This is a genomic window from Streptomyces sp. NBC_01283, from assembly GCF_041435335.1.
Classification (GTDB): domain Bacteria; phylum Actinomycetota; class Actinomycetes; order Streptomycetales; family Streptomycetaceae; genus Streptomyces.
Genome location: NZ_CP108430.1, coordinates 3,584,719 through 3,610,123 on the forward strand (window position 1 = coordinate 3,584,719; position 25,405 = coordinate 3,610,123).

The following is a 25,405-nucleotide window of genomic DNA, read 5'->3' on the forward strand; positions in this document are numbered from 1 at the left end:
CCGGGTACTCCGGGTTCACCAGGCCTCGTCCGGCACGGTCATGAGCACCGTGTCCGTGCACTCCGCGACGGAACGTTCCGCGGTCAGCAGCGGAAGCACCTCCTGGGCGAAGAACCTGGCTGTTGCGATCTTGCCTCGGTAGAAGGCCGCATCGGGGGCGTTCAGGCCATCCGGCCGCTCCGCCAGCCTCGACTCGGCCACCGCGGCCTGGCGGAGCAGGAGCCAGCCGACGAGCACGTCGCCCGCCGCCATCAGGAGCCTGGTCGTGTTCCGCCCCACCTGGTACATCGCCGTGGATTCCTCGAAGGACCGCAGCAGGTGTCCGCCCATGACGTCGACGACGGCCCGAAGTTGCGTGACGGCGTCGGCCAACTGGGCGTGTGCTGCGGCGAGTTCCCCGTCCGTCACGGCGGCGGCGGTCTTCTCCACCTCGGTCAGGAGCGCTCCGAGCGCGGCACCCTGGTCCTTCGCGACCTTGCGGAAGAAGAAGTCGAGGCCCTGGATCGCCGTGGTCCCCTCGTACAGCGTGTCGATCTTGGTGTCGCGGATGTACTGCTCCAGCGGGAAGTCCTTGAGATAGCCGGCGCCGCCGAAGATCTGGAGGGCGTGGCCCAGCTGCTCGCAGGCGCGCTCCGAGCTGTAGCCCTTGACGATGGGGAGCAGCAGGTCGTTGAGCGCCTTCGCCTCCTCGTCCGTTCCGCCCGCGGCCTCGGCCTCGGCGATCCGGTCCTGCACCGTCGCGGTGTGCAGGACCAGGGCGCGCAGCCCTTCGGCGTACCCCTTCTGCAGGAGCAGGGAGCGCCGGACCTCGGGGTGGCGGGTGATGGGGACCTTCGGCGCCGACTTGTCCCCGAAGGCCGCGAGATCCGTGCCCTGCAGGCGTTCCTTGGCGTACGCGACCGCGTTCAGATAACCGGTGGAGAGGGTGGCCGCCGACTTGGTGCCGACGATCATCCGGGCCTGCTCGATGACCTGGAACATCTGCCGTATGCCGTCGTGGACGTCGCCGAGGAGCACGCCGACGGCGGGCCGCTCGGCTCCGAAGGTGAGCTCGCAGGTGGCCGAGGACTTCAGGCCCATCTTCTCTTCGAGCGAGGTGGCGAACACGCCGTTGCGCTCGCCGAGCCGACCCGTCGTGGCGTCGGCGACATGGAACTTCGGCACCAGGAAGAGGGAGAGGCCCTTCGTTCCCGGTTTGTGGCCCTCGGGTCTGGCGAGCACGAAGTGGACGATGTTCTCGGCCAGGTCGTGCTCGCCGGAGGTGATGAACCGCTTGACCCCCTCGATGTGCCAGCTGCCGTCCGGCTGCTGGACCGCCTTGGTCCGGCAGGCCCCCACGTCGCTGCCCGCGTCCGGCTCGGTGAGCACCATGGTGGCGCCCCACTGCCGGTCGACCATGAGGCGGGCGAGCCCGCGCTGTTCCGGGGTGCCGAGCCGGTCGAGGATCTTCGCGAAGCCCGCGAGTCCTTGGTAGAGGTAGAGCGACGGGTTGGCGCCGAGTGCGAGCTCGGCGACGGCCCAGCGCAGCGACGGCGGCACGTCGGCGCCGCCCAGGGAGGAGGGCAGGTCGAGCAGGTGCCAGCCGGACTCCATCCAGGTGCCGTACGCCTGCTTGAAGGAGTCGGGCAGCGTGACCGAACGGGTCGCCGGGTCGTAGCGGGGCGGGGTGCGGTCGGCCTCGACGAAGGGGCCCGCCAGTTCGTGCACGGCGAGCCGCTCCACCTCGGCCAGGATGCCGCGCGCGGTGTCACGGCCCGTCGCCTCGAAGGCGCCCCTGCCGTACGTCCGCTCGCAGCCGAGGACCTCGAAGAGGTTGAACTCCAGGTCCCGCAGGTTCGACTTGTAGTGGCTCATGACGCGCTCCCTCGCTCCTTCTCGGCGATCGTGGGCCGGTGGGTCAGTGGTGTTCGAGCAGGGCGGTGAGCGCCGTGGCGAGGCGCTCCACCTCGTCGACGGTCCCGACGGAGATCCGCAGGTAGCCGGGGAGCCCGAGCACGTCGAGGTTGCGCACGAAGATGCGGTGCTCGGCGGCGAGCCGGGCCGCGAACGCCACGCTGTCGCCGGGGGCCGTCCCCTCCCCCGGCGCCCCCGGCACCTTCACCATCACGAAGTTGGTGACGGACGGGGCGTGTTCGATGTTCAGGTTGTCCAGGGACTTGCAGAGAAGCTCCCTGGCCTGGGCGTTGTCCGCGCGTACCCGTTCGATGTGCTCGGGCTGTTCGAGGGCGCGCAGCACGGCCCGCTGAGCGGGACGGTTGACGTTGAAGGGCAGGGCGCCCGCGACGGCGTTGATCCGTCCGATGAGGTCCTGGGGGCCGATGACGAGCCCCACGCGGACCGAGGCGAGTCCCCATGCCTTGGAGAAGGTGCGGGTCACCAGGATGCGGCGGCCCTTGCGCACCTCGTCGAGGGCGAACTCGTGGGCCTGGCCCGCGAAGTCCATGTACGCCTCGTCGAAGACGAGGACCGTCCCGCTGCGCTCCGCCGCGTCGATGAGCCGCGTCACGCCCGCCCGGTCGAGCACCGCCCCGGTGGGGTTGAGCGGGTTGCAGACGAAGGCGAGTTCGGCCCCCTGCTCCATCGCGGCCACGACCCCCTCGACCGGGATCGACGCGTCCCGCAGCGGCACGGTGCGCGCCCGCGCCCCGACGGCCGCGGCGGACACCACGTAACCGGGGAAGGTGGTGGCGGTGGTGACGACCGAGGCGCCGGGCTCGCGCAGGAACGCCATCGAGGTGACGAGGACCAGTTCGTCGGTGCCGTTGCCGACCGCGATCATGTCGGGGGTGACCCCGAAGTGGCCGGCGAGCCTGGCGCGGAGTTCGGCGCACTCGCTGTCGGGGTAGCGGTTGAGGTAGCTCGCCGCCTCCGCCCGCACGGCGTCGACGGTTCCGGGCGGCGGGCCGTACGGGTTCTCGTTGAGGTGCAGTCGCAGATGGTCCTCCCTGCCGACGATCTCGGTGTCGGCGAAGAAGCCCGGCGGTGGAGCCTGGACCTGGGGCATGGTGGATCCCTTCTCGTACGGTGTCGCCGGGCAGGCCGCCCGACCGGCCTCTCGGGTCAGCCCAGTTGGACGCGGGCTATCGTCTGCAGCTGGCCGGCGTCGCCGCCGAGCAGGGCCCGGCAGCGGAACCGCTGGATCTTGCCGCTGGGCGTCCTGGGCAGATGGCCGCGCTCCACGAAGACGCACTCGGAGAGCGCGATGCCCGACTTCTCCCTGGCCACGGCGGCGGCCTGGTCGGCGATGAGCGCGAAGTCGGCGCTCTTGCGCGTGGGTTCGAGGAGCAGGACCAGCTTGGAGACGCCGCCGCCGGCCATGTCGACGAGTGCCGAGCAGCCCTTGCGGACCGGCCCCATCGCCTCCACCGCCGATTCGATCTCACTGGTGTAGACGTTGCGTCCGCCCACCGAGATCAGGTCGTCGGCCCGGCCGACGAAGTACACCTCGCCGTCGTGGACGAAGCCCAGGTCACCGGTGTGCAGGAGGCCGTCGTGGAAGCGCTCCGCGGTGCGCTCGGCGTCGTTGAGGTAGCCGGAGGCCAGACTCGGCGAGTCGACGCGGAGCTCGGAGACACGCTCCGGGTCCTTGGTGGTCACCGTGACGCCGGGCAGCGGCGGCCCGTTGGAGACGAGCCGGGTGGCGCCCGGCGCGTCCTCGGGGACCTCGACGATCCGGCCGTCGAGCAGCGCGGGCCCGTCGAAGCTGCGGGTGACGGGGACCGCGCCCAGCGGGGTGCAGGAGACCGCGAGGGTCGCCTCGGCCATTCCGTACGCGGGCATGAACGCCGTGGCCTTCAGGCCCGAGGGGCCGAACGCGGCGACGGTGGCCTCCAGGGTCTCCCAGTCGACCCGTTCGGCGCCCACCACGCAGACGTTCAGGGCGAGTTGCCTGGGCAGCTGGTTGCGGCCCTGGGCGCGGGCGGCCAGGTGCAGGGCGGTGTTGGTGCCCGCGGTCATGGTCGCGCCGTACTCGGACATGTCGCGGAACCAGGTGCGCGGTGCCATGCCGAACCGCTCGGGCGACGACAGGACGAAGTCGTAGTCGAACGCCCAGGCGTGCAGCATGGTGCCGAAGATGCCCATGTCGTGCGAGAGCGGCAGCCAGGAGGCGATCGTCTCGGCGCCGGGGCGCCCGCCGGTCATCTCGTGCAGCATGTGCAGATGGGTGCCGATGGCCCTGGTGCTGAGCTCGCAGCCCTTGGGCAGGCTGGTGCTGCCCGACGAGTACTGGATGAAGGCGGTCTCCTCGGCGCCCGGCGGCGACGGGTCGAAGCCCTGGTCGCTGTACAGGGACGTCCAGTTGAGCACCGGGAGCCGCGCCGCGAGCTCGACGGGGACGAGCGGCGCCAGGCCCTCGTCGATGAGGAGCACCGTGGGGCCGAGGCGTTCGGTGAGCACGCCGAGCTGGGCCCCGTACTCCTGCGGGCTCTGGCCGCGGGCGGGCAGCGGGAAGGAGGCGACGGCCCCGCCGGCCAGCCAGATCGCGAGGAGTCCGCGCAGGGTGTGCGCCGAGTTGGTCAGGACGGTGGCGACCCGGCTGCCGGGCCGCACGCCGGCGGCGCGGAGGGTCGCGGCCATGCCGTGGGCGTCGGCGACGACCTCGCTCCACGGCATGTGCCCGAAGCCTTCGTCCTCCTGCCAGTGGTGCAGGACTCCGTGGGAATCGTCGCGCAGGAGGAGGTCCCAGAGTCCGGTGCCGGTGGTTGCCATGGTCACTCCACGTCCACGAGGGAAAGGTCGGAGCCGCCGCGTGAACGGTCCGCCATGGGGGCGATCTTCTGCTGGCTGACCAGCAGTTCCTCCTGGCTGAGCTTGCTGCCGCTGACCCGGCTCACACCGGCCTCGCGCATCGTCATCCGCTCGGTGTCGATCCGGATGACCTTCCAGGCGAGGCGGGTGGTCTCCAGGCTCCAGATGAAGATCGCGGAGAGGTCGACCTCGTACCACTTCATGCCGTGCCGTGCGGAGCGCGGGAACGCGTGGTGGTTGTTGTGCCAGGCCTCGCCGAAGGAGGGCAGGGCCAGCCAGGCGACGTTCCGCGACTGGTCGGTGGTGGTGAAGCGGCGGCGGCCGAAGACGTGGCCGACGGAGTTGACCGCGTAGGTCATGTGGTTGATCAGGAAGATGCGGACCAGACCGCCCCAGAGCATGCCCGTGAACAGCGCCTGGACGGAGCCGCCCGTGATGGCGAAGGCCAGCAGGCCGGGCAGGACGACACCGGCGGCGACGACGGCCACGAAGTTCTCGCTGAGCCAGCGCAGCGGCTTCTCCCTGACCAGGTCGGGGCAGTAGCGGATCGGGTCGGAGCTGAGGTCCTCGTCGAAGAGCCAGCCCAGGTGGGCATGCCACATGCCGGCGATCGCGCCCTTGAAGCCGGGCTCGAAGCCCAGGTGTGGGCTGTGCGGGTCGCCTTCCTTGTCGGCGACGCGGTGGTGCTTGCGGTGGTGGGCCGCCCAGATGATCGGCGGTCCCTGTCCGGCGAGCACCCCGGCCGTGGCGAGGGCGACGCGGATCGGCTTGTACGTCTCGAAGGAGCGGTGGGTCAGCATCCGGTGGTAGCCGGTGGATATGCCGATGCCGGAGATGACGTACATGACGACCGTGACCAGCACGTCGGTCCAGCCGAATATGTGGTTCCAGGCCAGCACCATGGCGGCGCCGAGTGCGAACAGGGGCACCAGGGAGGCCGCGAGCATGTACCAGCGGTGTTCCTTGCCGTCCATTTCTTCTCTTCCCCTTGCTGTGGTTGGTCTTCGGCGTCGGGCACCTGAGGGCGTCAGACGCCCGAGGTGGTCTCCGGGTCGAATTCGGTGCGGAGCGCGGGCAGGACGAGTGAGAGGAGCGCGGCGCAGCCGGTGAGCACCGTCCCGACGAGGAACACGGTGTGGAAGCTCGTCAGGAGGGCGTCGGGCATGGCCGCGCCGGACGCGATCTCGTCGTCCAGGCGGGTGCTGGCCAGGGTGGCGAGGACGGCGAGGCCGATGGCGCCGCCGATCTGCTGGCCGGTGTTGAGGACCCCGGAGGCCGCGCCCGAGTCCGCCTTCGGCACACCGCTGACGGCGGCCACCACCAGCGGCACCATCGCCAGGCCGTACCCGGCCGCGCAGAGCAGCAGGGTGGGCAGGATGTCGGAGGCGTACGAGGCCTTGAGCGGGGCGTTGAGCAGCAGGCCGAGGCCGGTGGTGGCGGAGGCGAGGCCGATCAGGCACAGGACGCGGCTGCCCAGCTTGGGCAGCAGCTGGATCGCGATGCCGGAGAAGACCGCCATGGTGATGCCGAAGGGCGCCCAGGACACTCCGGCGCGCAGCGGGGACCAGCCCAGGAGGTTCTGCATGTACTGGGTCAGGAAGAAGAAGATCCCGTACAGGCCCGACGCGGCGAGCAGCATGATCATGTTGGCCGCGGAGATCTGCCGGCTCGCGAAGATCCCGAGGCGGATCAGCGGCTCGGGAGCGCGCTGTTCCCTGATGACGAAGGCAACCAGGAGCAGGCCGGATCCCACCAGGCCCGCCACGGTGGCGGCGGAGCCCCAGGGGCGGTGGTTGGTGCTGATCACGGTGTAGACGAACAGCAGCAGGCCGCCGGTGATGAGGACGGCTCCCATGCCGTCCGTCGCGGGCCGCTTCTGGGGGGCGCCGTCCTCGCGGTCGGCGAGCGCCGGCTTCAGGGCGAGGGCGAACAGGAGCACGCCGACGGGGATGTTGATGAAGAACACCCAGCGCCAGTCGACGAGGTCGGTGATGACCCCGCCGAGCAGTACGCCGGAGACTCCCGAGATCCCGGTGAGTCCGCCCCAGATGCCCAGGGCCTTGCGGCGCTCCTTCGCCTCGGTGAAGACGGTGATCAGGATGGACAGCGCGGCCGGACTGAGCAGCGCGGCCCCGAAGCCCTGGGCGCCGCGCGCCACGATCAGCATCTCGGGAGAGTTGGCCAGACCGCAGGCGAGGGAGGCGGCCGTGAAGACCGCGAGGCCGGTGAGGAACACCCGCCGCCTGCCGAACAGGTCGGCGCAGCGGCCGCCGAGCACCAGGAAGCCGCCGAACAGCAGCATGTAGGCGTCGACGACCCAGGCCAGCGAGGCCCGGTCGAAGTCGAGGGTGGTGCGGATGGTCGGCAGCGCCATGGAGACGACCGTGTCGTCGATGATGACCATGAACTGTGCGCCGCAGGTCACCGCGAGCGCGAGCCCTGCCGCCTTGGTTGCCGCGCCGCCGGGTACGGCTGCCGCGGTGGACGAGGCGGTTCCCCTGCCCATATGCCTTCTCCTGTTCGCCGAGCTGTGTGGGGGTGTTCCGGTGGGTCGGAGGTCAGGAGGCCGCGGCCCGGGCGACGACCCGGTTGAGGCGGTCCATGCGCGTGGCCAGGCTCATCCGGCCCTCCAGACGGAAGGCGGGCAGCCGCCTGCCGTCGACGTCGCTGAAGCCGTACTCGTCGGCGAGATCGCCGGTGGAGAGCACCTGGCCCGAGCGGCTCAGGACGTCGGGGTCCGCGGCGAGCGCGTTGATCGCGCGGCCCACGTACTCGGGTGTGTGGACGACGGCGGCGGGGCCGTCGCCGAGTGCCTCCCAGGCCGCCTCGACCCGCTCGGTGCGGACGAAGCCCGGGTGCAGGGAGAGGGCGGCGATCTTCTTCTTGCGCAGGTCGGCCGCGAACGCCTTGCTGAGCCGGTCGTTGGCGGACTTGAAGACGTCGTACGCAGCCTGGCCCAGGTAGGTGTCGCCGTCGGTGAAGCCGATGCCGACGATCAGCCCGGTCCGGCCCTCGCCCCGCTCGAACATCAGCGGGGTGAGCAGCCGGGTGATGTCGTACTGGGCACGCAGCGAGCCCTCGCACAGTTCGTAGCGCCACATCGGCTGGTCCCAGTACGCGGCGTCGAAGCGTACGTCGCTCGAACGCTCGTAACCCGCCCACGCATTGTTCACCAGGAGGTCGAGCTTGCCGTGCTCGGACCGGATGCGGTCCGTGAGCGCCTCGTTGTCCTCGGTCGACCGGTGGTCGCAGCGCACGGCGATGCCGGTGCCGCCGCGGGCGGTGACCTCGTCGGCGGTGTCGTCGACCGTGCCGGGCAGGCCTTCGGTGCGGCCCTCGGTGCGGGTGCTCCGTCCGGTGACGTACACCGTCGCGCCGGCGCTGCCGAGGGCGAGGGCGATGCCGCGGCCCACGCCCCGGCTCGCGCCGGTGACCACGGCGACGGATCCGTCGAGCCGCGGGGGCTGCCACTCCTCGTTGACGGGGTTCATGGGGTTCGCGGGGTTCACGGTTGCGTCCTTCCTGACTCTCTAGCTGAGGTGGGCGGAGGCGTATTCGAGCGTCCGCTGGTAGGCGTCCGTGTCGTGGACGAAGGGGACGCCGTAGCGCTCGCGCAGTTCCGGCATCGACGTGGGCAGGACTCCGCCGCCGCAGCGCGTCACCTCGCTGACGTCCCGCAGGACGGAGAGGTAGGAGCGGGCCAGCGGAGGCAGCCGGCGCAGCACCTCGGGGTCCAGGGCATCGGGGTCGGTGACCGGGGGCGGAGTGAGGGTGCGGCCCAGGCCCGCCGCGTGCTTGGCGCACACGCCGATGGCCGCCTCCATGTCCATGGCCTCGTCGCCGTACGTCACCCAGAACTCGCCGCTGGTGTCCCCGAGTTCGACGGCCGCGAGCACCGCCTTGGCGAGCAGGTCCTGCGGCACGATGTCGATGCGGTTGCCCTCGTGCACGGGGATGAAGGGCGCCCGGCCGCGGCAGATCCAGTCGGACATCAGCTGCACGATCTGACCGCGCGAGGTCCAGCCCGTCTGCGAGTCGCCGATCAGGTTGGTCGGCCGGAACACGGTGTGCGGCAGGCCGCTGTCGCGCAGGAGCTGCTCCGAACGGAGCTTGGACCGTACGTAGTTGGTGGTGACGTTGGTGTCGCTGAGCCGGTGCGGCGCGGTCGACGAGAGCGCGGCCACGAACGCGGTGCTCATGAAGTGGACGGTGGCGCCGGAGAGTTCGGCGAACTCGATGACCCGGCGGGTGCCGTCCACGTTCACCGGCTTGTAGCGCTCGTCGGGCAGCCCCCACTCGGTGAGGCCCGCCGAGTGGATGACGGTGTCCACGTCCCGGACCAGCGCGCGGTAGCTGTCCTCGTCGAGACCGAAGCGCGGCTGCGCCAGGTCGGCGTCGAGCACGTGCTCGGTCCCCGCGGGCAGGGCGGCGCCGCCGGGCCTCGCCATGGAGATCAGCCGGACCGGGCGGCCCGGCGCCTCCTGGAGGATGGCGCGGCCCACGACGCCGGACGCGCCGGTGAGCAGGACGGTGCGTTGCTCGCTCATGCCCGGGACTCCTTCCACTCCATCAGCCGTGTGGTGGCGCGGGCCCCGACGTAGAGGAACGGCTCGGGCGGGAAGTCCCGCTGCTTGCGGTGCTTGTCGTCCACGTAGAGGAGCCGCGAGTACTCGGAGTCCTTGCCGAGGACGAGGTCGCGCAGGACCTTGCCGCCGGTGTGCGTGGCGGCGATGCCGTTGCCGTTGAATCCGTAGCCGTAGAAGACGTTGCCGCCGGGCAGCGACCCGAAGTGCGGGGCGTAGTCACGCGTGACGTCGACGGTGCCGCCGTACGTGTAGGTGAACTTGACGTCCCTCCACATGGGGAAGAACCGCGCGAACTCCTTGTGCAGCTCGCGGTAGGCCCGCTGGTCGTTCATGCGGCGCCGGCGCATGTCGCGGCCGAAGAAGTACAGGGCGGGGCCGCCCGCCCACATCAGGCGGTTGTCCGCGGTGAACCGGGCGCACGTCAGGAAGGTCTTCGCCTCGACGAGACCCTCACGGCCCGCCCAGGCGATCCGGCCGAGCTGCTCGTCGGTGAGCGGTTCGCTCACCATCGCGTAGCTCCAGATGGGCACGGTCTTGTTGCGGAACTTCTCGAAGGTGAACTGGTGCGCGTTGGCCGCGATGATCACCTTGTCGGCGGTGATCCGGCCGCCGGGCGTGACGACCGTGGGCCGCACCCCGGGGTCGACGCGCAGGACCGGGGTGTTCTCGTAGACGGTCACCCCGCGCTCCTTGACCACCCGGGCGATGCCACGGGCCAGGCGGAACGGGTTGATCAGGGCGCCACCGGTCCGCATGGCGCCCAGGATGGCGGGCGAACCGATCAGTTCCCGTGCCTGCGGGCCCGAGAGGAGCTCGGGCTGCTCGCGGCCCGCGATCGTGGTGGCGAGCTCCCGGTCCGCGCGCAGGCGGCGCAGCTGCGCCTGATCGGTGGCGACCATCAGGTAGTCGTTGGCCTCGTACTCCGCGTCGATCTTGTTGCGGCGCGTGAAGCGGCCGATCTCCAGGATGGAACGCCCGACGGCCTGCGAGGCCTCCAGTGCGCGGCGGGTGCCGAACTCCTCGACCAGGGCCTGGATGTCCTTGCCGATGGTGGGCGTGACGAAGCCGTCCGCGCGGCCCGAGGCGCCGTAGCCCGAGTGCTTGGCCTCGACGATGCGGATGTCGAGCGCGGGCTCGGCCTCCTTGAGGAAGTGCGCGGCCCACAGGCCGGTGTAGCCGCCGCCGACGATGGCGACATCGCAGTCGACGTCGTCCCGCAGCGGGGGCTCGGGCGTGACGGATTCCGTCTCGTGCCAGTAGACGACGTTCTTCCGCGTGCTCACTCAACGCCCCTTTTCGAGAATGATCCTCGCGAGGCCCAGGTGGCGGTTCTTGAAGTGCCGCACGCTCGCGCCGAGATAGTTCTCGTAATTGACGACGTTGTCCTCGCCCGAGATGCGTACGGCCGCTTCCCTGTTCTCCTGGAGGCGCCGCAGCCATTCCGCACAGGTCCGGCTGTAGTGGTCCGGGTCATTGCGCAGGGACACCACGTCGAAGAGCTTTTCGCTGGATTCGATGACCTCGGAGAGAGCCGGGATCTCGGATTCCGGGAAAATGGTCTCGATGATGAACATGAGCTCACGCACGGTGGCCTTGTCCATCACGGTGTTGTTGCCCTTGATGTTGGTCTGCAGGGCGATGCGGCCGTGCGAGGGCAGCCACTCGTAGCAGCGCTCGAAGAACTCGCGGTAGGCCGCGATGCGTTCGGCCCTGGAGAGCCCCGTCCTGGCGAAGTGCTCGAACGCGCCGATCGAGATGATCGCGTCGTAGCCCTCCGCCGGCTCGTGGTTCAGCCAGTTCTCCACCCGGATCTCGCTGCGCGCGATCCCGGACGCCCTGACCAGTTCGGCCTGGCTGTCGCTGAGGGTGAGCCCCGTCGCGTGCTGCACGCCGTAGATCCCGGTGAGGCGCTTGAGGAGGCTTCCCCAGCCGCAGCCCACGTCCAGTACCCGGCCGGCGCCCGCCGCCCTGGCCCCCTCGATGAGGTAGTCCAGCTTGCGGGCCTGCGCCGCCTCCAAGTCATCCTGAAGACCGGCGAGTTCGGCGCCCGACTCGTCCCACAGCGCGCAGGTGTAGGTGAGCGAACCGTCCAGCCACAGGCCGTAGAAGTCGTTGGAGACGTCGTAATGGTGCCTGATCGCCTCGGCCGTGGCGCCCTGGTAGGCGGCGGTGCTCATGCGGCGGCGGCCGTCTGGGTGGACTCGACCAGCTTGACCAGGTCGCCGACGGTCTTCACGTTCGCCGCCTGGCTCGGGTCGAGCTCGATCTCCGCGTCGTCCTCGACGGTGTAGACGATGTCGGCGATCTGCAGGCTGGAGAGACCCACCGAGTCGAAGGCCGTGTCGGCACCGAGCGTGAGGCCCGACGCCTTGTTGCCGAGCTTCTTCGCTATGAGGGCGCAGACGGTTTCAACGGTGATCACGATCGTTGTTCCTTCCGGTCGTTGCGTGGCGCGGTGAGCGATTGACCAGAACCTAACTTCGGGCCCCTCCACGGGACATGACAGAGCCGTATGGCAGATCCCTGCCATGCCATGGCCGCGGCGGGCTGACAGGGATGTGCCACTTGCCCGTGGTGGACCTCAAGACCTGCAATGGATGGACCACCGCCTGGAAAGAGGGACGGTCCATGAGAAACCAATTCCGCGTGGTCGACTTCATCGTCGACTTTCTTCGCCGACAGGACGTCGGGCACGTATTCGGAGTCGGTGGCGCCAATATCGAAGACCTCTACGACGCGATGGAGCACGCGGAATCCGGCCCGCTCGGCGTGGTCGCCAAACACGAGTTCTCGGCGGCCACCATGGCGGACGGATATCACCGTGCCTCCCAGCGCCTGCCGGTGATGGCCGCCACGTCGGGCGCCGGGGCCATGAACCTGGTCCCCGGGATAGCCGAACTCAGGGCCTCCTTCGTGCCCGCCCTCGTCCTGATCGGGCAGCCGCCCACCTCACTGGACGGGCGCGGTTCCTTCCAGGAGACCAGCGGGCTCGCCGGATCCATCGACGCGCAGCGGCTGTTCGGCGAGATCGCCGTGCACTGCGTACGCGTCGAGGACCCGGAGTCCATCACCGACGCGCTGCCGCGTGCCCTCGCGGCGGCCCTTGACCCGGCCGCGCCGGGGCCCGCCGTGCTCCTGCTGCCCAAGGACGTGCAGCAGGCCGTACTGCCCCCCTGGGACGCCCCCGGTCCGCCGGAGCTCATCCCCTCCGAGCTCTCCTCCGCGGCCGAACGCGACCGGGCCGTCGGCCTGTTGCGCTCGGCCGGGGAGCGGCAGGGCGTGGTGGTGATCGCCGGTGAGGCGGTGGCGAGGGCGGACGCCCGGCCGCAGCTGGCCCGGCTCGTCCGGGCGCTGGGGGCACGGGTCGCCGTGGCCCCGGACGCCAAGGACGTCTTCGACGACCGCGATCCGCGTCATCTGGGCATCGCCGGGGTGATCGGCACCGCGGACGTGCAGGAGGCCCTGGAGCAGGCGTCCGCCGTGGTGCTCGCCGGCACCCGGCTGCCGCAGATGGCGGGCGCCGGACTGCACGACCACCTCAAGGGCTCGCCCGTGGTCTGCCTCGATCCGCGGCCGCCGTTCCTGGAGCCGCACGAGGACCTGGTGCGGCTCACCGGGCCGCTGGGCGACGAAATGGCCGTACTGACAGAGGAGTTGATGGCCAGGAACGCAGCGGACGAGACACCGGCAGCCGGACCGGGAGCCGGACCGGGAGCTGTCGGGCGTGAACTTCCAGTCCCCGCAGCCGGGTTGACTCCACCGCCTCCCGACCTCTCACCCTCGGGCCCGCTGGACATGCGTACCGCCGCGACCGTCGTCGGCGCCGCGCTGCCCGAAGGGGCCACCGTGGTGAGCGATGCGGGCAACACCGGCGCCACCGTCATCCATCACGTCGGCGTGCCCGTCGACGGCCGGTTCATCGTCGCCATGGGCATGGGCGGCATGGGCCACAGCTTCGGGGCCGGCATCGGCGCCGCCTTCGCGACCGGCAGACGCACCTGCGTGTTCGCCGGTGACGGGGCCTTCTTCATGCACGGCATGGAGGTGCACACCGCGGTCGAGCACCGGCTTCCCGTCACGTTCGTGATCTTCAACAACAACTCGCACGGCATGTGCCACACCCGTGAGCAGCTCTTCTTCTCCGGTGACTACACCTACAACCTCTTCCGCCCGGCGCGGATCGGCGAAGGCGCCGCCGCGATGTTCCCCGGCCTCGACGCGGTGACCGCCACGACCCCGGACGAGCTGCGCACCGCGCTCGCCCGGGCCGAGGCCACCCGGTCTCCCTCGCTGATCTGCGTCGACGTCGACCCCACCGAAATGCCTCCGTTCCGCCCCTTCCAGCAGCACGCCATGGCCGTCGGCAAGAGCCGGCCCATCAACCAAGGAGTCGTACCAGGATGACCACCGCCCTCACGCACACGGACACCACCGCCGGATACGTCGCGCCGGAGCCGATCCCCGCCGACCTCAAGGACGTCCCCGGGCTGCTCCGCTGGGAGACCACGCCGCGCGAGGAAGCCCTCGCGCAGGCCGCGCAGATGACCAAGGAGTCGTTCACGTACGACGAGGTGTACGGCAAGTTCGTCACCGTCCACCAGTACATCGACGCGCCGCCGCAGGACGTCTACGACTACCTCACCAACGAGCGCAACCTCAACGAGTACACCTACAGCACCCGTGACTTCGCGCCCACCGACACCCCCGGCCTCTACCAGGGCCGCGACACCCTCCTCGACGACGAGACCAAGATCTTCCTGCGGATCGACGGCGACCCGCGCGCCCTCACCGTCGACATGAAGTGCGCCTGGGACCAGGGCGAGGAGCTGTGGATGGTCTACATCCACCGGATCATCGACGCGCAGACCGTCCTGAACAAGCCCGGCTCCGTGGTCATCTGGACCAACTGCCGCCACCCGTACTACGACAAGAACCCGCACCCCGAGCTGGCGTCGAGCCCCGAGCGCCCGTGGGTCGGCGACATGTGGAACCTCTTCTACGCCGGTCACCAGATAGAGATCGACAACATGAAGAAGATCCTGGAGCTGCGCAACGGCAGCACCGGCGCATGAGAGCCGTCAGTCTGCTCGAACTCGCCTCCTACCTGCCCGGGGAACCGGTCGGCACGGAGTACTTCCTCCAGCATCAGGAAGCTTCCGGCGAGTTGGCCGGGCACACGATGTTCAAGGCGCCGCGCACCCGGCACCAGGTGTCCAGGGACGAGACGCCCGCGGACATGATGGAGAAGGCCGGTCTCGTCCTGCGGGAGCGGATCGGGGACGACGCCCTGCGCGCCGTCGACGTGGTGATCACCAACTCGCTGCTTCCCGAGGTGCCGTTCACCGGGCCGGGGGCGGAAGTCGCCCACCGGCTCGGCGTCAAGGCCGACTGGGTGCTCGACGCCCACAACGGCGGCTGCGCGTCCTTCGTGCATCTGCTGCGGCTTGCCCGTGCGCTGATCGGCTCGGGCCAGGCCAGGTCGGCGCTGCTCTTCAACGTGCAGAACAGCGCGGGCCCGGTGATGACCCAGCCCGACGTGCGCGGGCTCCCCGAGGCCGTCATCCCCGGTGACGGCTGCGGCGCCGCCTATGTGGCGGCGTCCGACGAGTCGCCGATCCTCGGCATCGAGGTCGCCAACCACGGCGAATACACCCGGGACTGCGGCCTCGCGCTGCACGACGGGCGCAAGTACTGGGAGGCGGGCACCAGTCAGATGCACGTCGGGTTCACGCCCGACAAGGTCTCCGACATCGTCGAGCGCGGCAACCGTCTGGTGCCGGAAGTGGTGGGCCGGGTCTGCGAGTCGCTCGACCTCAAGACCGACGACCTGGATCTGCTGATCACCAACCAGCCCAACCGGATGTTCCTGAAGCAGTGGCAGGAGCGGCTCTCCATCGGCCCCGACCGCCATCTGGACACCTTCGACCGGTTCGGCAACCTCTTCGGCGCGGCCGTCCCCATCACCCTCGACCACGGCATCCGCGAGGGCCGGGTCAAGGACGGCAGCCTGCTGATGCTGGCGGGCTTCGCCCACGCCGGTGACTTCGCGGGAGCCGCCGCCGTGCACTGGCGGGCGGGAGGCACGCGGGGGTGACCCACGGGCCCCCGGGGGCGGCGGTTCGCGCCGCCCCCGGTCGTCCCGCAGATCACGGCAGCTCGCCTGACCCACGAGGAGAGTCCATGACCCGCCCCAAAGCCGTCGTCATCGGTGCCGGCATCGGCGGCCTGACCACCGCCCTCGCCCTGCACCGGCGCGGCTGGGACATCACCGTCCTGGAACGCGCCCCCACCCTGGCACCGATCGGTGCCGCCCTGACCCTGGCCCCCAACGCACAGCGCGCGCTCGCCGCCCTCGACCTCGGCGACGAGATCACCGCCCTCGCGGCGTGGCAGGGCGACGGCCTGATGTGCGATCCGCGGGGCCGCACGCTGACCCGCACGAACAGCTCGGCCGTCGCCGCCCGGTTCGGCGGACCCCTGGTCGTGCTGCGCCGCAGCGACCTGGTCGACCTGATCGTCGAGCGGCTGCCCGAAGGCGTCCTGCACACCGGCGAAGCGGCCTACCTCGCGGATGCGGGCTCCGCCGACCGCACGGCACACGTCAGCACTCCCCGAGGCGTGTACGAGGCGGATCTCGTCGTCGCCGCCGACGGCGTCCACTCCAAGACGCGCGGCATCCTGTTCCCCGCCCACCCGGGACCCGCCTACGGCGGCTGGACCGTCTGGCGCATCCTCGCACCGATGCCAGGACCCGGCTTCGTGCCGCACGAGTCCTGGGGCGGCGGCCTCGTATGGGGCAGCCTCGTCCGGGACCCGGACAGCGTGTTCATCTACGCCTGCGCCGCGACCGAGGCGGGCGGCCGGTCCCCCGACGGCGAGAAGGCCGAACTGCTCAGGCGCTTCGGCGACTGGCACGACCCCATACCGGCCCTGATCGACTCGGTCGGCGAGGACGAGATCCTGCGCCACGACGTCCACCACATGGACGTGCCGCTCGACTCGTTCCACCGGGGCCGCACCGCGCTCCTCGGGGACGCGGCCCACGCCATGGTGCCGACCCTGGGGCAGGGCGCCAACATGGCGATCGAGGACGCCGTGGTCCTCGCCCATCACGCCCTGCCGGGCGGAAATCCCCTGCCCGCCCTCGCCGCCTACGACCGCGATCGCAGGCCGCGTACGACCGCGATGGTGCGGCGCGCGGAACGCATCCTGAAGCTGACGTCACTGCGCTCCCGGGCGGCCGTCTCGATGCGCGACGCGGTGTTCAGGGCCGCCTCGAAGGCCATCCCCGGCCTGCTCCTGCGCGGCTTCGACGGAATCGCCGACTGGCATCCGCCGACCGCGCGGATCCCGGTGGCCGAGCGCCACCCCCTGTGACCCGGGCGGCCCGCCGGCCGTCCGTCTGCTCAACCCCTGCGCGGTGTCACCACACCGCGATGTCAACACACCCGCAACAGAAGGAAATTGACTGTGCGTCACACCATCAAGGCCAGCACCGTTGCCACCGCCGTCCTGTTCGCAGGCGGCATCGCTCTCGCCACCCCCTCCGCCGCGGCCCCCACCGCCACCCAGACCGTGACGGCGTCGTACGACTGCGGCAGCTACGGCGTGTCCGACCTGACGATCGAGGCGTCGGCCGCGAACGGCACCGGCTCCGTCAAGATCTCCACCAGCGGCGGCCTGGCCCCGGTCGACATCCCGGCGAACTCGATCACCGCCACGCTGCGCCTTGAGCGGGCGGGCGGCGGCACGGTGGACTTCACCGGCACCGCCAACGACGCGGCCGCCGCCGGGCAGCCGGTGACCATCGGCGCGCTGACCGGTGCGGTGTCCGCGGGCGACAGCCTCGACTCCTACATCCCGGCCGCGGGTTCCTCCGACGTCTCGCTGAGCCTGAACATCCTGGGCACGGACAACACCTGCAAGGCCGTCTCGAAGCAGACGCCGGGCCCGATCGTCTTCTGACCTGACCTGACCTGACCTGACCCAGCTGACCCAGCTGACCTTTGGGGGCCTGACTGTGCGCACAGTCAGGCCCTCACGGCTGCCGCCCGCGCCGCGTCGCTCCGGTGCACCACGACGGGTGCCGTGTCGGCCGCCGGACGGGCCAGCGCGGCCAGGCAGTCCACCCCGACCGCCCCGACCCGCACATCACGCACCGCCCAGCGCTCCGGGCCGCCTCCGGCAGCACCACCACTGCCCGCCGCCCGCTCCACGACCGCCGAGTCCTGCCACGGCCGTACCGCGACGGCCGCGAGATCCGTCCCGAGCCCGACGCCCCAGGCCTTGGCCACGGCCTCCTTCCGCACCCAGCAGCGCATCAGCGCCTCGTCCCGCTCCACGCCCTCCCGGGCGGCGGCGACATGGACCCGCTCCTCAGGCGTGAGGGCACGGCGGGCCACCGCAGGCGCCTCGGGTGCGCTCCGGCGCTCCAGGTCGACGCCGACGGGCACCCCGTACGAGAGGGCGAGCATCCACCACTCCCCGGAGCGCGACACGCTCGTCCGCCACTCGGTGCGCGGCAGGCGGACGTAGGGAGGGCCGTGGCGGTCGCTCCCGCATCCCGGGCATCGCGCGACACCCCAGACCACCCCGGACGGCTCGACGTCGAGCCACCCCGCGACCGTGCGCCGGACCGCGGCGCGGGCACCCGCGTACCGGGCCCGCGTCACCTCGTCCCGGAACCGTTCGAACCGGCGCGTCTCCCGCTCGTCCAGGAGCGCCACGTCCCGCTCGGCCACGGCGTCGGGCACCCGCCCGGCCCAGATGTGGACGCCCGCGCGCCCGGCCCCGGCCCTCACCCGACCTGCTGGATGGCGCGTACGACATGTACCCGTGAGCCGCATTCCAGCTTCTGCATCACCACACGCAGGTGGTTGGTGACGGTCCACTCCGAGATGCCGAGCTGCCTGCCGATCTGCCGGTTGGTCATGCCCTCGGCGACGAGCAGCGCGACCTCGTGCTGCCGTGGCGTCAGTCCGTGCGGGGCGGCGGCCCCGGTCTGCGGGGACCGCTCCCCCTGCGGCGGCTGCTTGGGTGCGGGCGCGAACAGCCCCGCGATCAGGGCGCTGTGCGGCGAGACCTGGCGGGCGTCGAGCCGCATCCTGCGCAGCACGGCGGGATCGAGGCCCTGGTGCAGCCGGTCGGCCACCGCCCGCAGCGCGACGCCCTCCTCGGAGACCAGCGAGTGCTGGCGGCGCAGGGCCTCGGCGTGCGCGAGGACCTGGGCCAGCGCCTCCCTGTGCTCCTCGTTGCCGGGCCCCACGGCGACGGTCACCATCGTCTCCAGGGCCTCGGCCGCCTCCGCGGGACCGCTGCTGCCCATCAGGAGCCTGATCGACTCACGCACGTTCACGTACGCCTCCGGGGCGCGGCCGAGCAGCCGGCGCACCCGGGCGAGCGCGTTGAGCAGGGCGGCGCGGACCACGACCGGGGACCACGGGTCGCGCCAGAAGTCGACCGCCCCGGGCTCCGGCTCGACGGGCGTGCACGGCAGTTCGGCCAGCGCCCGCAGTGCGGGGCGTTCCGCGTCCGGGTCGCCGTGTCCGGCCCGCAGGAGCGACTGTGACCGCCGGGCCAGGGCCGCGCCGTACACGTCCCCCACGGCGTCGAGTTCCTTGAGCGCGGATTCCAGCAGCGCGGCCGCGCCCGCCGTCTCGCCCCTGCGGCGCAGCAGCTCCCCGGTGTGCGCCGCCACCCGCGCCCGTACGGCGGGGAGTCCGGCGGCGGCGACGGCCGCCCGGTCGAGGGCCGCCTCTGCCCGTGGGCGCTCGTCGCGGCCGAGGGCCCAGCGGGCCACGGCCATCAGCGCCTCGGCGGCCAGCTCCCCGTCGGGGCAGGCGGCGGCGGAGGCCTCCATGGCGTCCGCCGCGTCGAGGTCGAGCCCGTGGCCGAGCAGCGGGCCCTCCAGTGCGGTCAGCATGCGCAGTACGCCCGCGTGGTCGCCGCGCGAGCAGAGATGGCCCGTGGCCTTGCGCAGGTCGGGCAGCCTGGCCTCGACGGCGGCGAGGAGCTGGCCCATGTCGCGGCCCGAGCGGAGCCCGTCCGCGAGCCCGGCGGCGAAGGCCGTGCAGTGCGCCGCGTGCCGGTCGTGGGCCCGGGCCAGCGCCTCCGGATCGCCCGCGAGGCCCTGGTGGTAGTGGGCGCGCGCCATGAGCGGCAGCCGGAACTCCGGCTCGCCGTCCGGGCCGCGCCCGCTGAGCAGCAGGCTCTGGTGGACCAGGGACTCGATACCGGCCACCGCGTCCGCCTGACCGGCGCCGGCCGCCCTGCGCACCTCCGCCAGGCCCACCGGCGCCTCGAACACGGCGAGCGTGCGCAGGAGTTCACGGTCGGCGGTGCTCAGCCCGTGCGCCGCCCAGCCGAGAGCGCTGCTGATGCCGTCGTGCCGGGCGGAGGTGTCCCGCAGCCTGCGCCGGCCGATGGGCTCGCCCTTGCCCAGCCTGTGCAGGACGGCCTGGGGGCCCTCGGTGCCGACGGCCTCCGCGGCCAGCTCGATGGCCAGCGGAATGCCGTCGAGCTCCCGGCAGAGGTCCGTCACCGCCGACTGCGCCTGGGCGCCGTCGAGTCCGGCGCGGTACCGGGGGCTCACGTGATCGGTGAAGAGCTCCTCGGCCGGTGAGCCCACGCCCGTGGGCAGCGGCTCCGTCACCAGGACGCGTTCGGCCCTTATGTCGAGGGACACCCGGCTCGTGACCAGGATCTTCAGCCGCGGGCAGGCCCTGAGCAGGGCGGAGATGTCCAGGGCCACGTGCGCGGCCACCGGGTCGCAGTTGTCGAGGACGAGCAGCGCCTGCCGGGTGCCGATCCGCTCCGCGGCGGCCCCGGCCGTCTCGGCGCCCACACTGGACCAGACCGCTCCGGCCCCGTCCGATTCGGCGAGGTCCGTCCAGAGCAGGGGCGCGCCACCGGCCCGGGTGCGCGCGATCAGCGCCGCGTGGGCCACGTGGCTCTTGCCCACTCCGGCGGGCCCGGTCAGCGTGATGAGACGCTCTTGGGGCTGGGCCAGCAGCCGGGCCAGGAGGGCCAGTTCGCCCTCCCGGCCACGGAGTCTGCCGAACCCATGGCCCATCAGGCGGTCGGTCTGCGCTTCCGCCGCCACGCCGCCACCCGGCACTGCCGGGATCACGACCTCGTACTCCCGCTCTGGTGCGAACATGTCCGCTCTCCCTCGTGTGGTTCCCCGCAACCCCAACCGGTGAGTCCGTGTCTCAGGCCCTGCTCACCGCCTCCTCACGCCCGGTCCGCCCGCCGCTCCCCGAGTCCCCGGCGTCCCCGGAGTTCCCGGAACCCGGTTCCGGGGTGTCGTCCGAGGTCTCCATGCGGTCGAGCCGCAGCGCTGCGTGCAGTCGGCGCAACGGGCCGGGCGCCCACCAGTTGGCGCCGCCGAGCAGCGTCATCAGGGCGGGCACGAGAAGCGCGCGGACGACCGTGGCGTCGAGGATGACCGCGAACGCGGTGCCCAGCCCGAGCTCCTTGACGAAGACGAGACGCGAGAGCGCGAGAGCGCCCACGGCCACGCAGAACAGCAGCGCCGCCGACGTCACGATGCGTCCGGTGCGGGCCAGGCCCTCGGCCACCGCCGTGCGGTCGTCCAGGCCGGCGGCCCGCGCCTCCTTGATCCGGCCGAGCAGGAAGACGTTGTAGTCCGTGGAGAGTCCGAAGGCGAGTGCGAAGACAAGGACCGGAGTGGTGGACTCGATGCCGCTCTGTGCCGTGAAGCCGAGGTTCCCGTCCTGGAAGACCCAGACGAGGAAGCCGAGCGCGGCCCCGGTGGACAGGGTGTTCATCAGGAGCGCCTTGAACGGCAGGACCACCGAGCCGGTGAAGGCGAAGAGCAGCAGCAGGGTCACCAGGGCGAGTACGCCGATGGCCAGCGGCAGCCGGTCACGGATGCCGTCCTTCTGCGAGAGGAAGTCGGCGGTCTGCCCGGTGAACCGTACGGGCGTGGGCGCGTCGAGCGACCTGACCTCGTCGGCGGCGTCCTTGGCGGCCGTGCCGAGCGGCTCCCCCTCCAGTACGGCGTCGATCTCCCAGTGCCCGGCGTCCAGGCGTACCGGCTTCGCGACCGCCTCGACGCCCGGCACCTCCGCGATCTCCTTCGCGTACGCGCCGAGCCGGCCGCCGTCGGAGGTGTCGGCGACGACCCGTAGCGGCGAGGTGGCGGGCTCGGCGAAGTCGTCCTGCAGAGCCGCCGAGACCTTCCCCGCGCTGATGCCGGTGGGCAGCGCCGACGCGTCCGCGCCGGTGAAGCGGATGCCGAGCACCGGTGAGGCGAGCGCGAGGAGCAGCGCGGTGGCGGCGACCGCGACGACGACGGGCCTGCGCATCACGAGCTGCGCGATCCGCCGCCAGCGCCTGACGGCGGGGTCGCCGGACCCCTCGGTCCCTTCGGTCCGCGTGACGCGCTGCCAGCGCCGCGGGGCGAGGGAGTTGACGCGATCGCCGAGCAGCGCGAGCACGGCGGGCAGGGCGAGGAGCGCGAAGAGCACCGCCGCGAGCGACGTGATCACGCCCGCCATGCCCATGGACTGGAGGTACGGCTGGGGGAAGACGAGCAGCGCGGCGAGCGCGGCGGCCACGGTGAGACCGCTGAACAGCACGGTGCGTCCCGCGGTCTCCATGGTGCGGCGCAGCGCGAGCGCCCCGGCGCCGTGCTGCGCGAGCTCGTCGCGGTAGCGGGAGACGATCAGCAGGCCGAAGTCGACGGCGAGCCCGAGCGCGAGCGCGAAGGCCAGGTTGAGCGCACCGGTGGAGACGTTGTCGAAGAGGGTGACCAGGCGCAGCCCCGCCATGGTGAGCAGCAGCGTGAGGATCGCGCCCATGACCGGAAGGAGCGCCGCGACCAGGCCGCGGAAGACGAGGAAGAGCAGGACGAGCACGACCGGCAGGGCGATGCCCTCGGCCATCGAGAGGTCCTTGGTGGTGACCTCGCCGACCTGCACCATGCCGATGGTCGGCCCGCCCAGGTGGGCGTGGCCGCGCAGCGCGGGGTCGGCGTCGATCGCCTCCCGCAACGCCTTCTCGGCGTCCTTGGTCTCCTTGTCCTTCATCGGCCCGACCGCGCCGACGAGGACGGTGGAGCGTGCGTCCCTGGAGATCAGGGCCGGGTCCCCGGCCGACTTGTAGTCGATGACCCGCTTCACCTCGGGCCGGTCCTTGAGGAGGGCGATGCCCGCCGTCACTGCCTTCGGCCGCGGTCCGCCGGGCTCGATGGCCTCGTCCGTGCGGATCAGGAGCGCGTATCCCTGCTGGGGGTCGATGCCGGTGGCGTCCTGGATGACCTTGCGGGCCACGGTGTGCGACCCGGTCGGGTCGTCGTAGTCGGCGAGGCCGTTGGTCACCTTGCTCTGCAGGGTGCCGCCGAAGAGGGCGGCGAGCACGGCGAGGCCGATGACCAGGTACAGGGTCAGCCTCCGCTTCGCGTGGAGGGCGGAGCCCAGGGCAGAGAACATGCGTGATCACCTTCGGAGTTCGGGAGTACGGGGGCGGAGGCCGGCGCCGGGGGGTGGTTCCGGCCTCCGCCGGTAGGGTGCGCCGCCGCTCGGGCGGCGCGGATCAGGCGGCCACGGGCTCCACGAAGCTCAGCGCGTTGTAGATGGTCCGCCGCGGGTCGGTGATCGCCCTGCGGCCGTGCATCACCCGGGTGTTGTCGATGACCGCGACGTCACCGTCGGCCCACTCCAGGTTCTCGGTGAGCGCGCCGGTGGTCTCGGTGACGGCGGCGAGCAGCTCCTCGGGGAGCTCATGGCCGTCCGCGAAGGTGATGCGCGGCTTCTCGTAGTTGAAGGACGGGCCGAGGATGCTGTTGGCGAAGGAGATCCGCTCGCCGAACAGCGTCGGTCCGGCCGCCGGCGTGCGGAACGAGTAGCGCACCCCGCCGTCCGCCTCGGGCGTCACCTCGGTGCCGGGCAGCGTCGCGGCGAGGCCGACGAGTTCGTCCACGGAGATCTCCTCGGCGTGCCTGCCCGTGAGGTGGTGGGCCATGGCGCGCCACTGGGGCTCGGCGACGTGCCTGCTGTAGACGATGTCCTGGCCGAGGAACGCCGTGCGTACGGGCTCTTCGAGCTTCTCCCACACCCGGTAGCCGTCGCAGACCGTGGTCTGGGAGCCGGACGTGGCCGCCTTCTCGCAGAAGAACCAGGCGAGGTGGGAGCGGAAGGGGCTGTTGCCGTTCTCCGTGTGCAGGCCGACCTCGTCGAGGCCCGCGTCGACCTTCTGCGCGACCTCCGAGTAGAAGTCGCGGGCCGGGTCGAGGGTGGTGGAGGTGGAGGTGCGCTGCACCAGGCAGGTGAACGAGGCCATGTCGGCGCCGAAGCCGCGCAGCAGCAGGAAGCCCGCCTCGGCCAGCAGGTCGAGCAGTTCCTTGGGCTCGACGCCGGACAGGGCGCCCGGCTCGGCGGGCGTCACGAGCAGGCCGCCGCCGGTGCCGTACGGGGTGGTGGTCAGGGCCGTGCTCATGCGGTGATCTCCTCGGGTGCGGTGCGGGTCAGCAGGTCTCGGACGGCGTCCCTGCGGGGGCGTCCGGTCACGGTGAAGAAGGTGGTGTACTCCGGGTCGTCCTCGGCCATGAGGCGTACGGAGGTGGCCCGTTCGATGGCGGAGAGGCGGCCGGTGCCGAACTCCTCGATCTGGCGGCGGGCCTCCGCGCGGTCCGTGCCGGCGCCGATCACGAAGAGGCCGCGTACCTCGTCCAGGCCGTCCGCGACGATGGCCGCCTCGCGCACGAAGCCGAGTTCGCGGTAGCGGGCCTCGACCCACTCGGGGGACAGATTGCGTCCCGCGGCCGTGATGACCAGGCTCTTCTTGCGGCCGGTGATCCGGATGTAGCCGTCGTCGTCGATGGTGGCGAGGTCGCCGGTGTGCAGCCACCCCTGCTCGTCGACGACCACGCTGGAGGGGTCCTCCTGGGTGTATCCGGCGAACAACGACGTGCTCTGGATGAGCAGTTCACCGTCCTGCGCCAGCCGCGCCCGTACGTGGTCGAGCGGCCGGCCCACCGTGCCGAACCGGAACTGCCCGGGGAAGTTCCAGGCCACGACCGAGCTGTTCTCGCTCAGCCCGTACCCCTCGTACAGGGGGATCCCGAACGCTTCGAGGCGCTTGAGCACGTCGATCGAGACGGGCGCGCCGCCGCAGGCGATGAAGACGGGGCCGGTGTGGCCGAAGAGCCGGAGCCTGCGCCGGGCCAGGTCCTCCGTGGGGTTCTGTTCGCACAGGGCGAGCAGCAGGCCCGCGACGGTGGGCGGTACGACCATGGCGGTGGGCTGCGCCTGGCGGAGCAGCGACAGCATCCGCGGGCCCGCGTCGGCGACCGTGCCGATCAGGGCGGTGCCCGGCGGCAGGAAGGTGACGCTGCCGCCGTTCAGGAAGGGCATGTAGAGGCCGGCGACCTGTTCGATGAGCAGGCTCAGCGGCACCACGGAGAGATAGCGGGCGAAGACCGCGTCGTCGACCCGGCCGCCGAGCGAGGCGAGCAGTGCCTCGACTCCGTGCAGCCTGACCTGCACGCCCTTGGGCGCGGAGGTCGTGCCCGAGGTGTGCACCACCTTGATGACGGTGTCCCCGGCCGCTTCCGCCTCCGCGATCTCCTCGGCGAGCGGAGGGAGTTGGGCGCTCGCGGCGGCCTCGATGAGCCCCGGCAGGTCGATCGTGACGACCGCGCAGTCCGCGGGCAGTACCCGGGCGCCCGCGGCGGCGGCCTGCTCCAGCCACTGCCCGCCCCGCGCGTCGACCAGGCAGACGTCGGCGCCGGCCAGCAGCGAGGCGGCCTGTTCGGAGGTGAAGGCCATGGGGACCGGGATCTCCACGGCCCGCGCGAACAGGGCGGCGAGGTCGGCGACGACCCACTGCGCTGAGTTGTCGGCGAGCAGCCCCACCCGTACGGGGCGGCCGAGCGCCTCCGCGCGGCGGCGCAGGTCGGCGGCGAACACCCGCGCGGCGCCGATGAGTTCACGGTAGGTGTGGCGGATGCCGGGCCCTCCGGTGGAGGAGAGGACCTCGACCATGGCCGCGTCGCTCTCGGCGCGCTTCAGGAACCCGGCCGCCAGGGATGCGGTGTCCGGCATGAC

At 71.7% G+C, this 25,405-nt stretch carries 20 protein-coding genes; 5 read left to right on the top strand and 15 right to left on the bottom strand.

Annotated features, from left to right (window positions below):
* Positions 1–15: 15 nt before the first annotated feature.
* From OG302_RS16195 to OG302_RS16240, 10 genes are read right to left on the bottom strand one after another with little or no spacing between them, the layout of a single operon-like run.
* Positions 16–1,854, bottom strand: a complete 1,839-nt coding sequence (locus OG302_RS16195; protein ID WP_371527445.1) for an acyl-CoA dehydrogenase — start codon at positions 1,852–1,854, stop codon at positions 16–18.
* A gap of 43 nt (positions 1,855–1,897) precedes the next feature.
* The gene (locus tag OG302_RS16200) at positions 1,898–3,004 is read right to left on the bottom strand and encodes a histidinol-phosphate transaminase (RefSeq protein WP_371527446.1); all 1,107 of its coding nucleotides are present in this window, start codon (positions 3,002–3,004) and stop codon (positions 1,898–1,900) included.
* Positions 3,005–3,060: 56 nt separating this feature from the next.
* Positions 3,061–4,710 (bottom strand): AMP-binding protein, encoded by a 1,650-nt coding sequence (locus tag OG302_RS16205; RefSeq protein WP_371527447.1) that lies wholly within the window; start codon positions 4,708–4,710, stop codon positions 3,061–3,063.
* Between the two features lie 2 nt (positions 4,711–4,712).
* The gene (locus tag OG302_RS16210) at positions 4,713–5,723 is read right to left on the bottom strand and encodes an acyl-CoA desaturase (RefSeq protein WP_371527448.1); all 1,011 of its coding nucleotides are present in this window, start codon (positions 5,721–5,723) and stop codon (positions 4,713–4,715) included.
* Between the two features lie 53 nt (positions 5,724–5,776).
* Positions 5,777–7,255 (bottom strand): MFS transporter, encoded by a 1,479-nt coding sequence (locus OG302_RS16215; RefSeq protein WP_371527449.1) that lies wholly within the window; start codon positions 7,253–7,255, stop codon positions 5,777–5,779.
* 52 nt (positions 7,256–7,307) lie between these two features.
* The gene (locus tag OG302_RS16220) at positions 7,308–8,258 is read right to left on the bottom strand and encodes an SDR family NAD(P)-dependent oxidoreductase (RefSeq protein WP_371527450.1); all 951 of its coding nucleotides are present in this window, start codon (positions 8,256–8,258) and stop codon (positions 7,308–7,310) included.
* 21 nt (positions 8,259–8,279) lie between these two features.
* A complete protein-coding gene (locus tag OG302_RS16225) occupies positions 8,280–9,296 on the bottom strand; it encodes an SDR family oxidoreductase (RefSeq protein ID WP_371527451.1) in 1,017 nt (338 codons plus the stop codon).
* Complete coding sequence (locus OG302_RS16230) at positions 9,293–10,618, bottom strand: FAD-binding oxidoreductase (protein ID WP_361833077.1); 1,326 nt, start codon at positions 10,616–10,618, stop codon at positions 9,293–9,295. Before OG302_RS16230 ends, OG302_RS16225 begins: the two co-directional genes overlap by 4 nt.
* Entirely contained in the window at positions 10,619–11,512 is an 894-nt protein-coding gene (locus OG302_RS16235; protein WP_371527452.1) for a class I SAM-dependent methyltransferase, read from the bottom strand.
* Positions 11,509–11,757, bottom strand: coding sequence for an acyl carrier protein (locus tag OG302_RS16240; protein ID WP_363307939.1), 249 nt, complete (start codon positions 11,755–11,757; stop codon positions 11,509–11,511). The genes OG302_RS16235 and OG302_RS16240 overlap by 4 nt, the downstream gene beginning before the upstream one ends.
* Positions 11,758–11,963: 206 nt before the next feature.
* Here OG302_RS16240 and OG302_RS16245 point away from each other — a divergent pair, with 206 nt between their 5' ends.
* From OG302_RS16245 to OG302_RS16265, 5 genes are all read left to right on the top strand, one after another.
* Complete coding sequence (locus OG302_RS16245; protein ID WP_371527453.1) at positions 11,964–13,739, top strand: thiamine pyrophosphate-binding protein; 1,776 nt, start codon at positions 11,964–11,966, stop codon at positions 13,737–13,739.
* Positions 13,736–14,407, top strand: coding sequence for an SRPBCC family protein (locus OG302_RS16250; protein WP_371527454.1), 672 nt, complete (start codon positions 13,736–13,738; stop codon positions 14,405–14,407). Before OG302_RS16245 ends, OG302_RS16250 begins: the two co-directional genes overlap by 4 nt.
* Complete coding sequence (locus tag OG302_RS16255) at positions 14,404–15,429, top strand: 3-oxoacyl-ACP synthase III family protein (RefSeq protein WP_371527455.1); 1,026 nt, start codon at positions 14,404–14,406, stop codon at positions 15,427–15,429. Before OG302_RS16250 ends, OG302_RS16255 begins: the two co-directional genes overlap by 4 nt.
* Positions 15,430–15,515: 86 nt before the next feature.
* Positions 15,516–16,712: an FAD-dependent oxidoreductase gene (locus OG302_RS16260; RefSeq protein ID WP_371527456.1), complete on the top strand. Its 1,197-nt coding sequence runs from the start codon at positions 15,516–15,518 to the stop codon at positions 16,710–16,712.
* A 93-nt stretch (positions 16,713–16,805) separates the two neighbouring features.
* Positions 16,806–17,300, top strand: a complete 495-nt coding sequence (locus OG302_RS16265; RefSeq protein WP_371527457.1) for a hypothetical protein — start codon at positions 16,806–16,808, stop codon at positions 17,298–17,300.
* Positions 17,301–17,365: 65 nt separating this feature from the next.
* Here OG302_RS16265 and OG302_RS16270 read toward each other — a convergent pair whose 3' ends face one another.
* The 5 genes from OG302_RS16270 to OG302_RS16290 form a co-directional block, all read right to left on the bottom strand.
* Positions 17,366–18,136 (bottom strand): 4'-phosphopantetheinyl transferase superfamily protein, encoded by a 771-nt coding sequence (locus tag OG302_RS16270; RefSeq protein ID WP_371527458.1) that lies wholly within the window; start codon positions 18,134–18,136, stop codon positions 17,366–17,368.
* Positions 18,133–20,493, bottom strand: coding sequence for a LuxR C-terminal-related transcriptional regulator (locus tag OG302_RS16275; protein WP_371527459.1), 2,361 nt, complete (start codon positions 20,491–20,493; stop codon positions 18,133–18,135). Before OG302_RS16275 ends, OG302_RS16270 begins: the two co-directional genes overlap by 4 nt.
* A gap of 52 nt (positions 20,494–20,545) precedes the next feature.
* Positions 20,546–22,789: an MMPL family transporter gene (locus OG302_RS16280; RefSeq protein WP_371527460.1), complete on the bottom strand. Its 2,244-nt coding sequence runs from the start codon at positions 22,787–22,789 to the stop codon at positions 20,546–20,548.
* Positions 22,790–22,892: 103 nt separating this feature from the next.
* Entirely contained in the window at positions 22,893–23,795 is a 903-nt protein-coding gene (locus OG302_RS16285) for a TauD/TfdA family dioxygenase (RefSeq protein ID WP_371527461.1), read from the bottom strand.
* Positions 23,792–25,402 (bottom strand): AMP-binding protein, encoded by a 1,611-nt coding sequence (locus tag OG302_RS16290; protein ID WP_371527462.1) that lies wholly within the window; start codon positions 25,400–25,402, stop codon positions 23,792–23,794. The genes OG302_RS16285 and OG302_RS16290 overlap by 4 nt, the downstream gene beginning before the upstream one ends.
* Between the last annotated feature and the right edge of the window lie 3 nt (positions 25,403–25,405).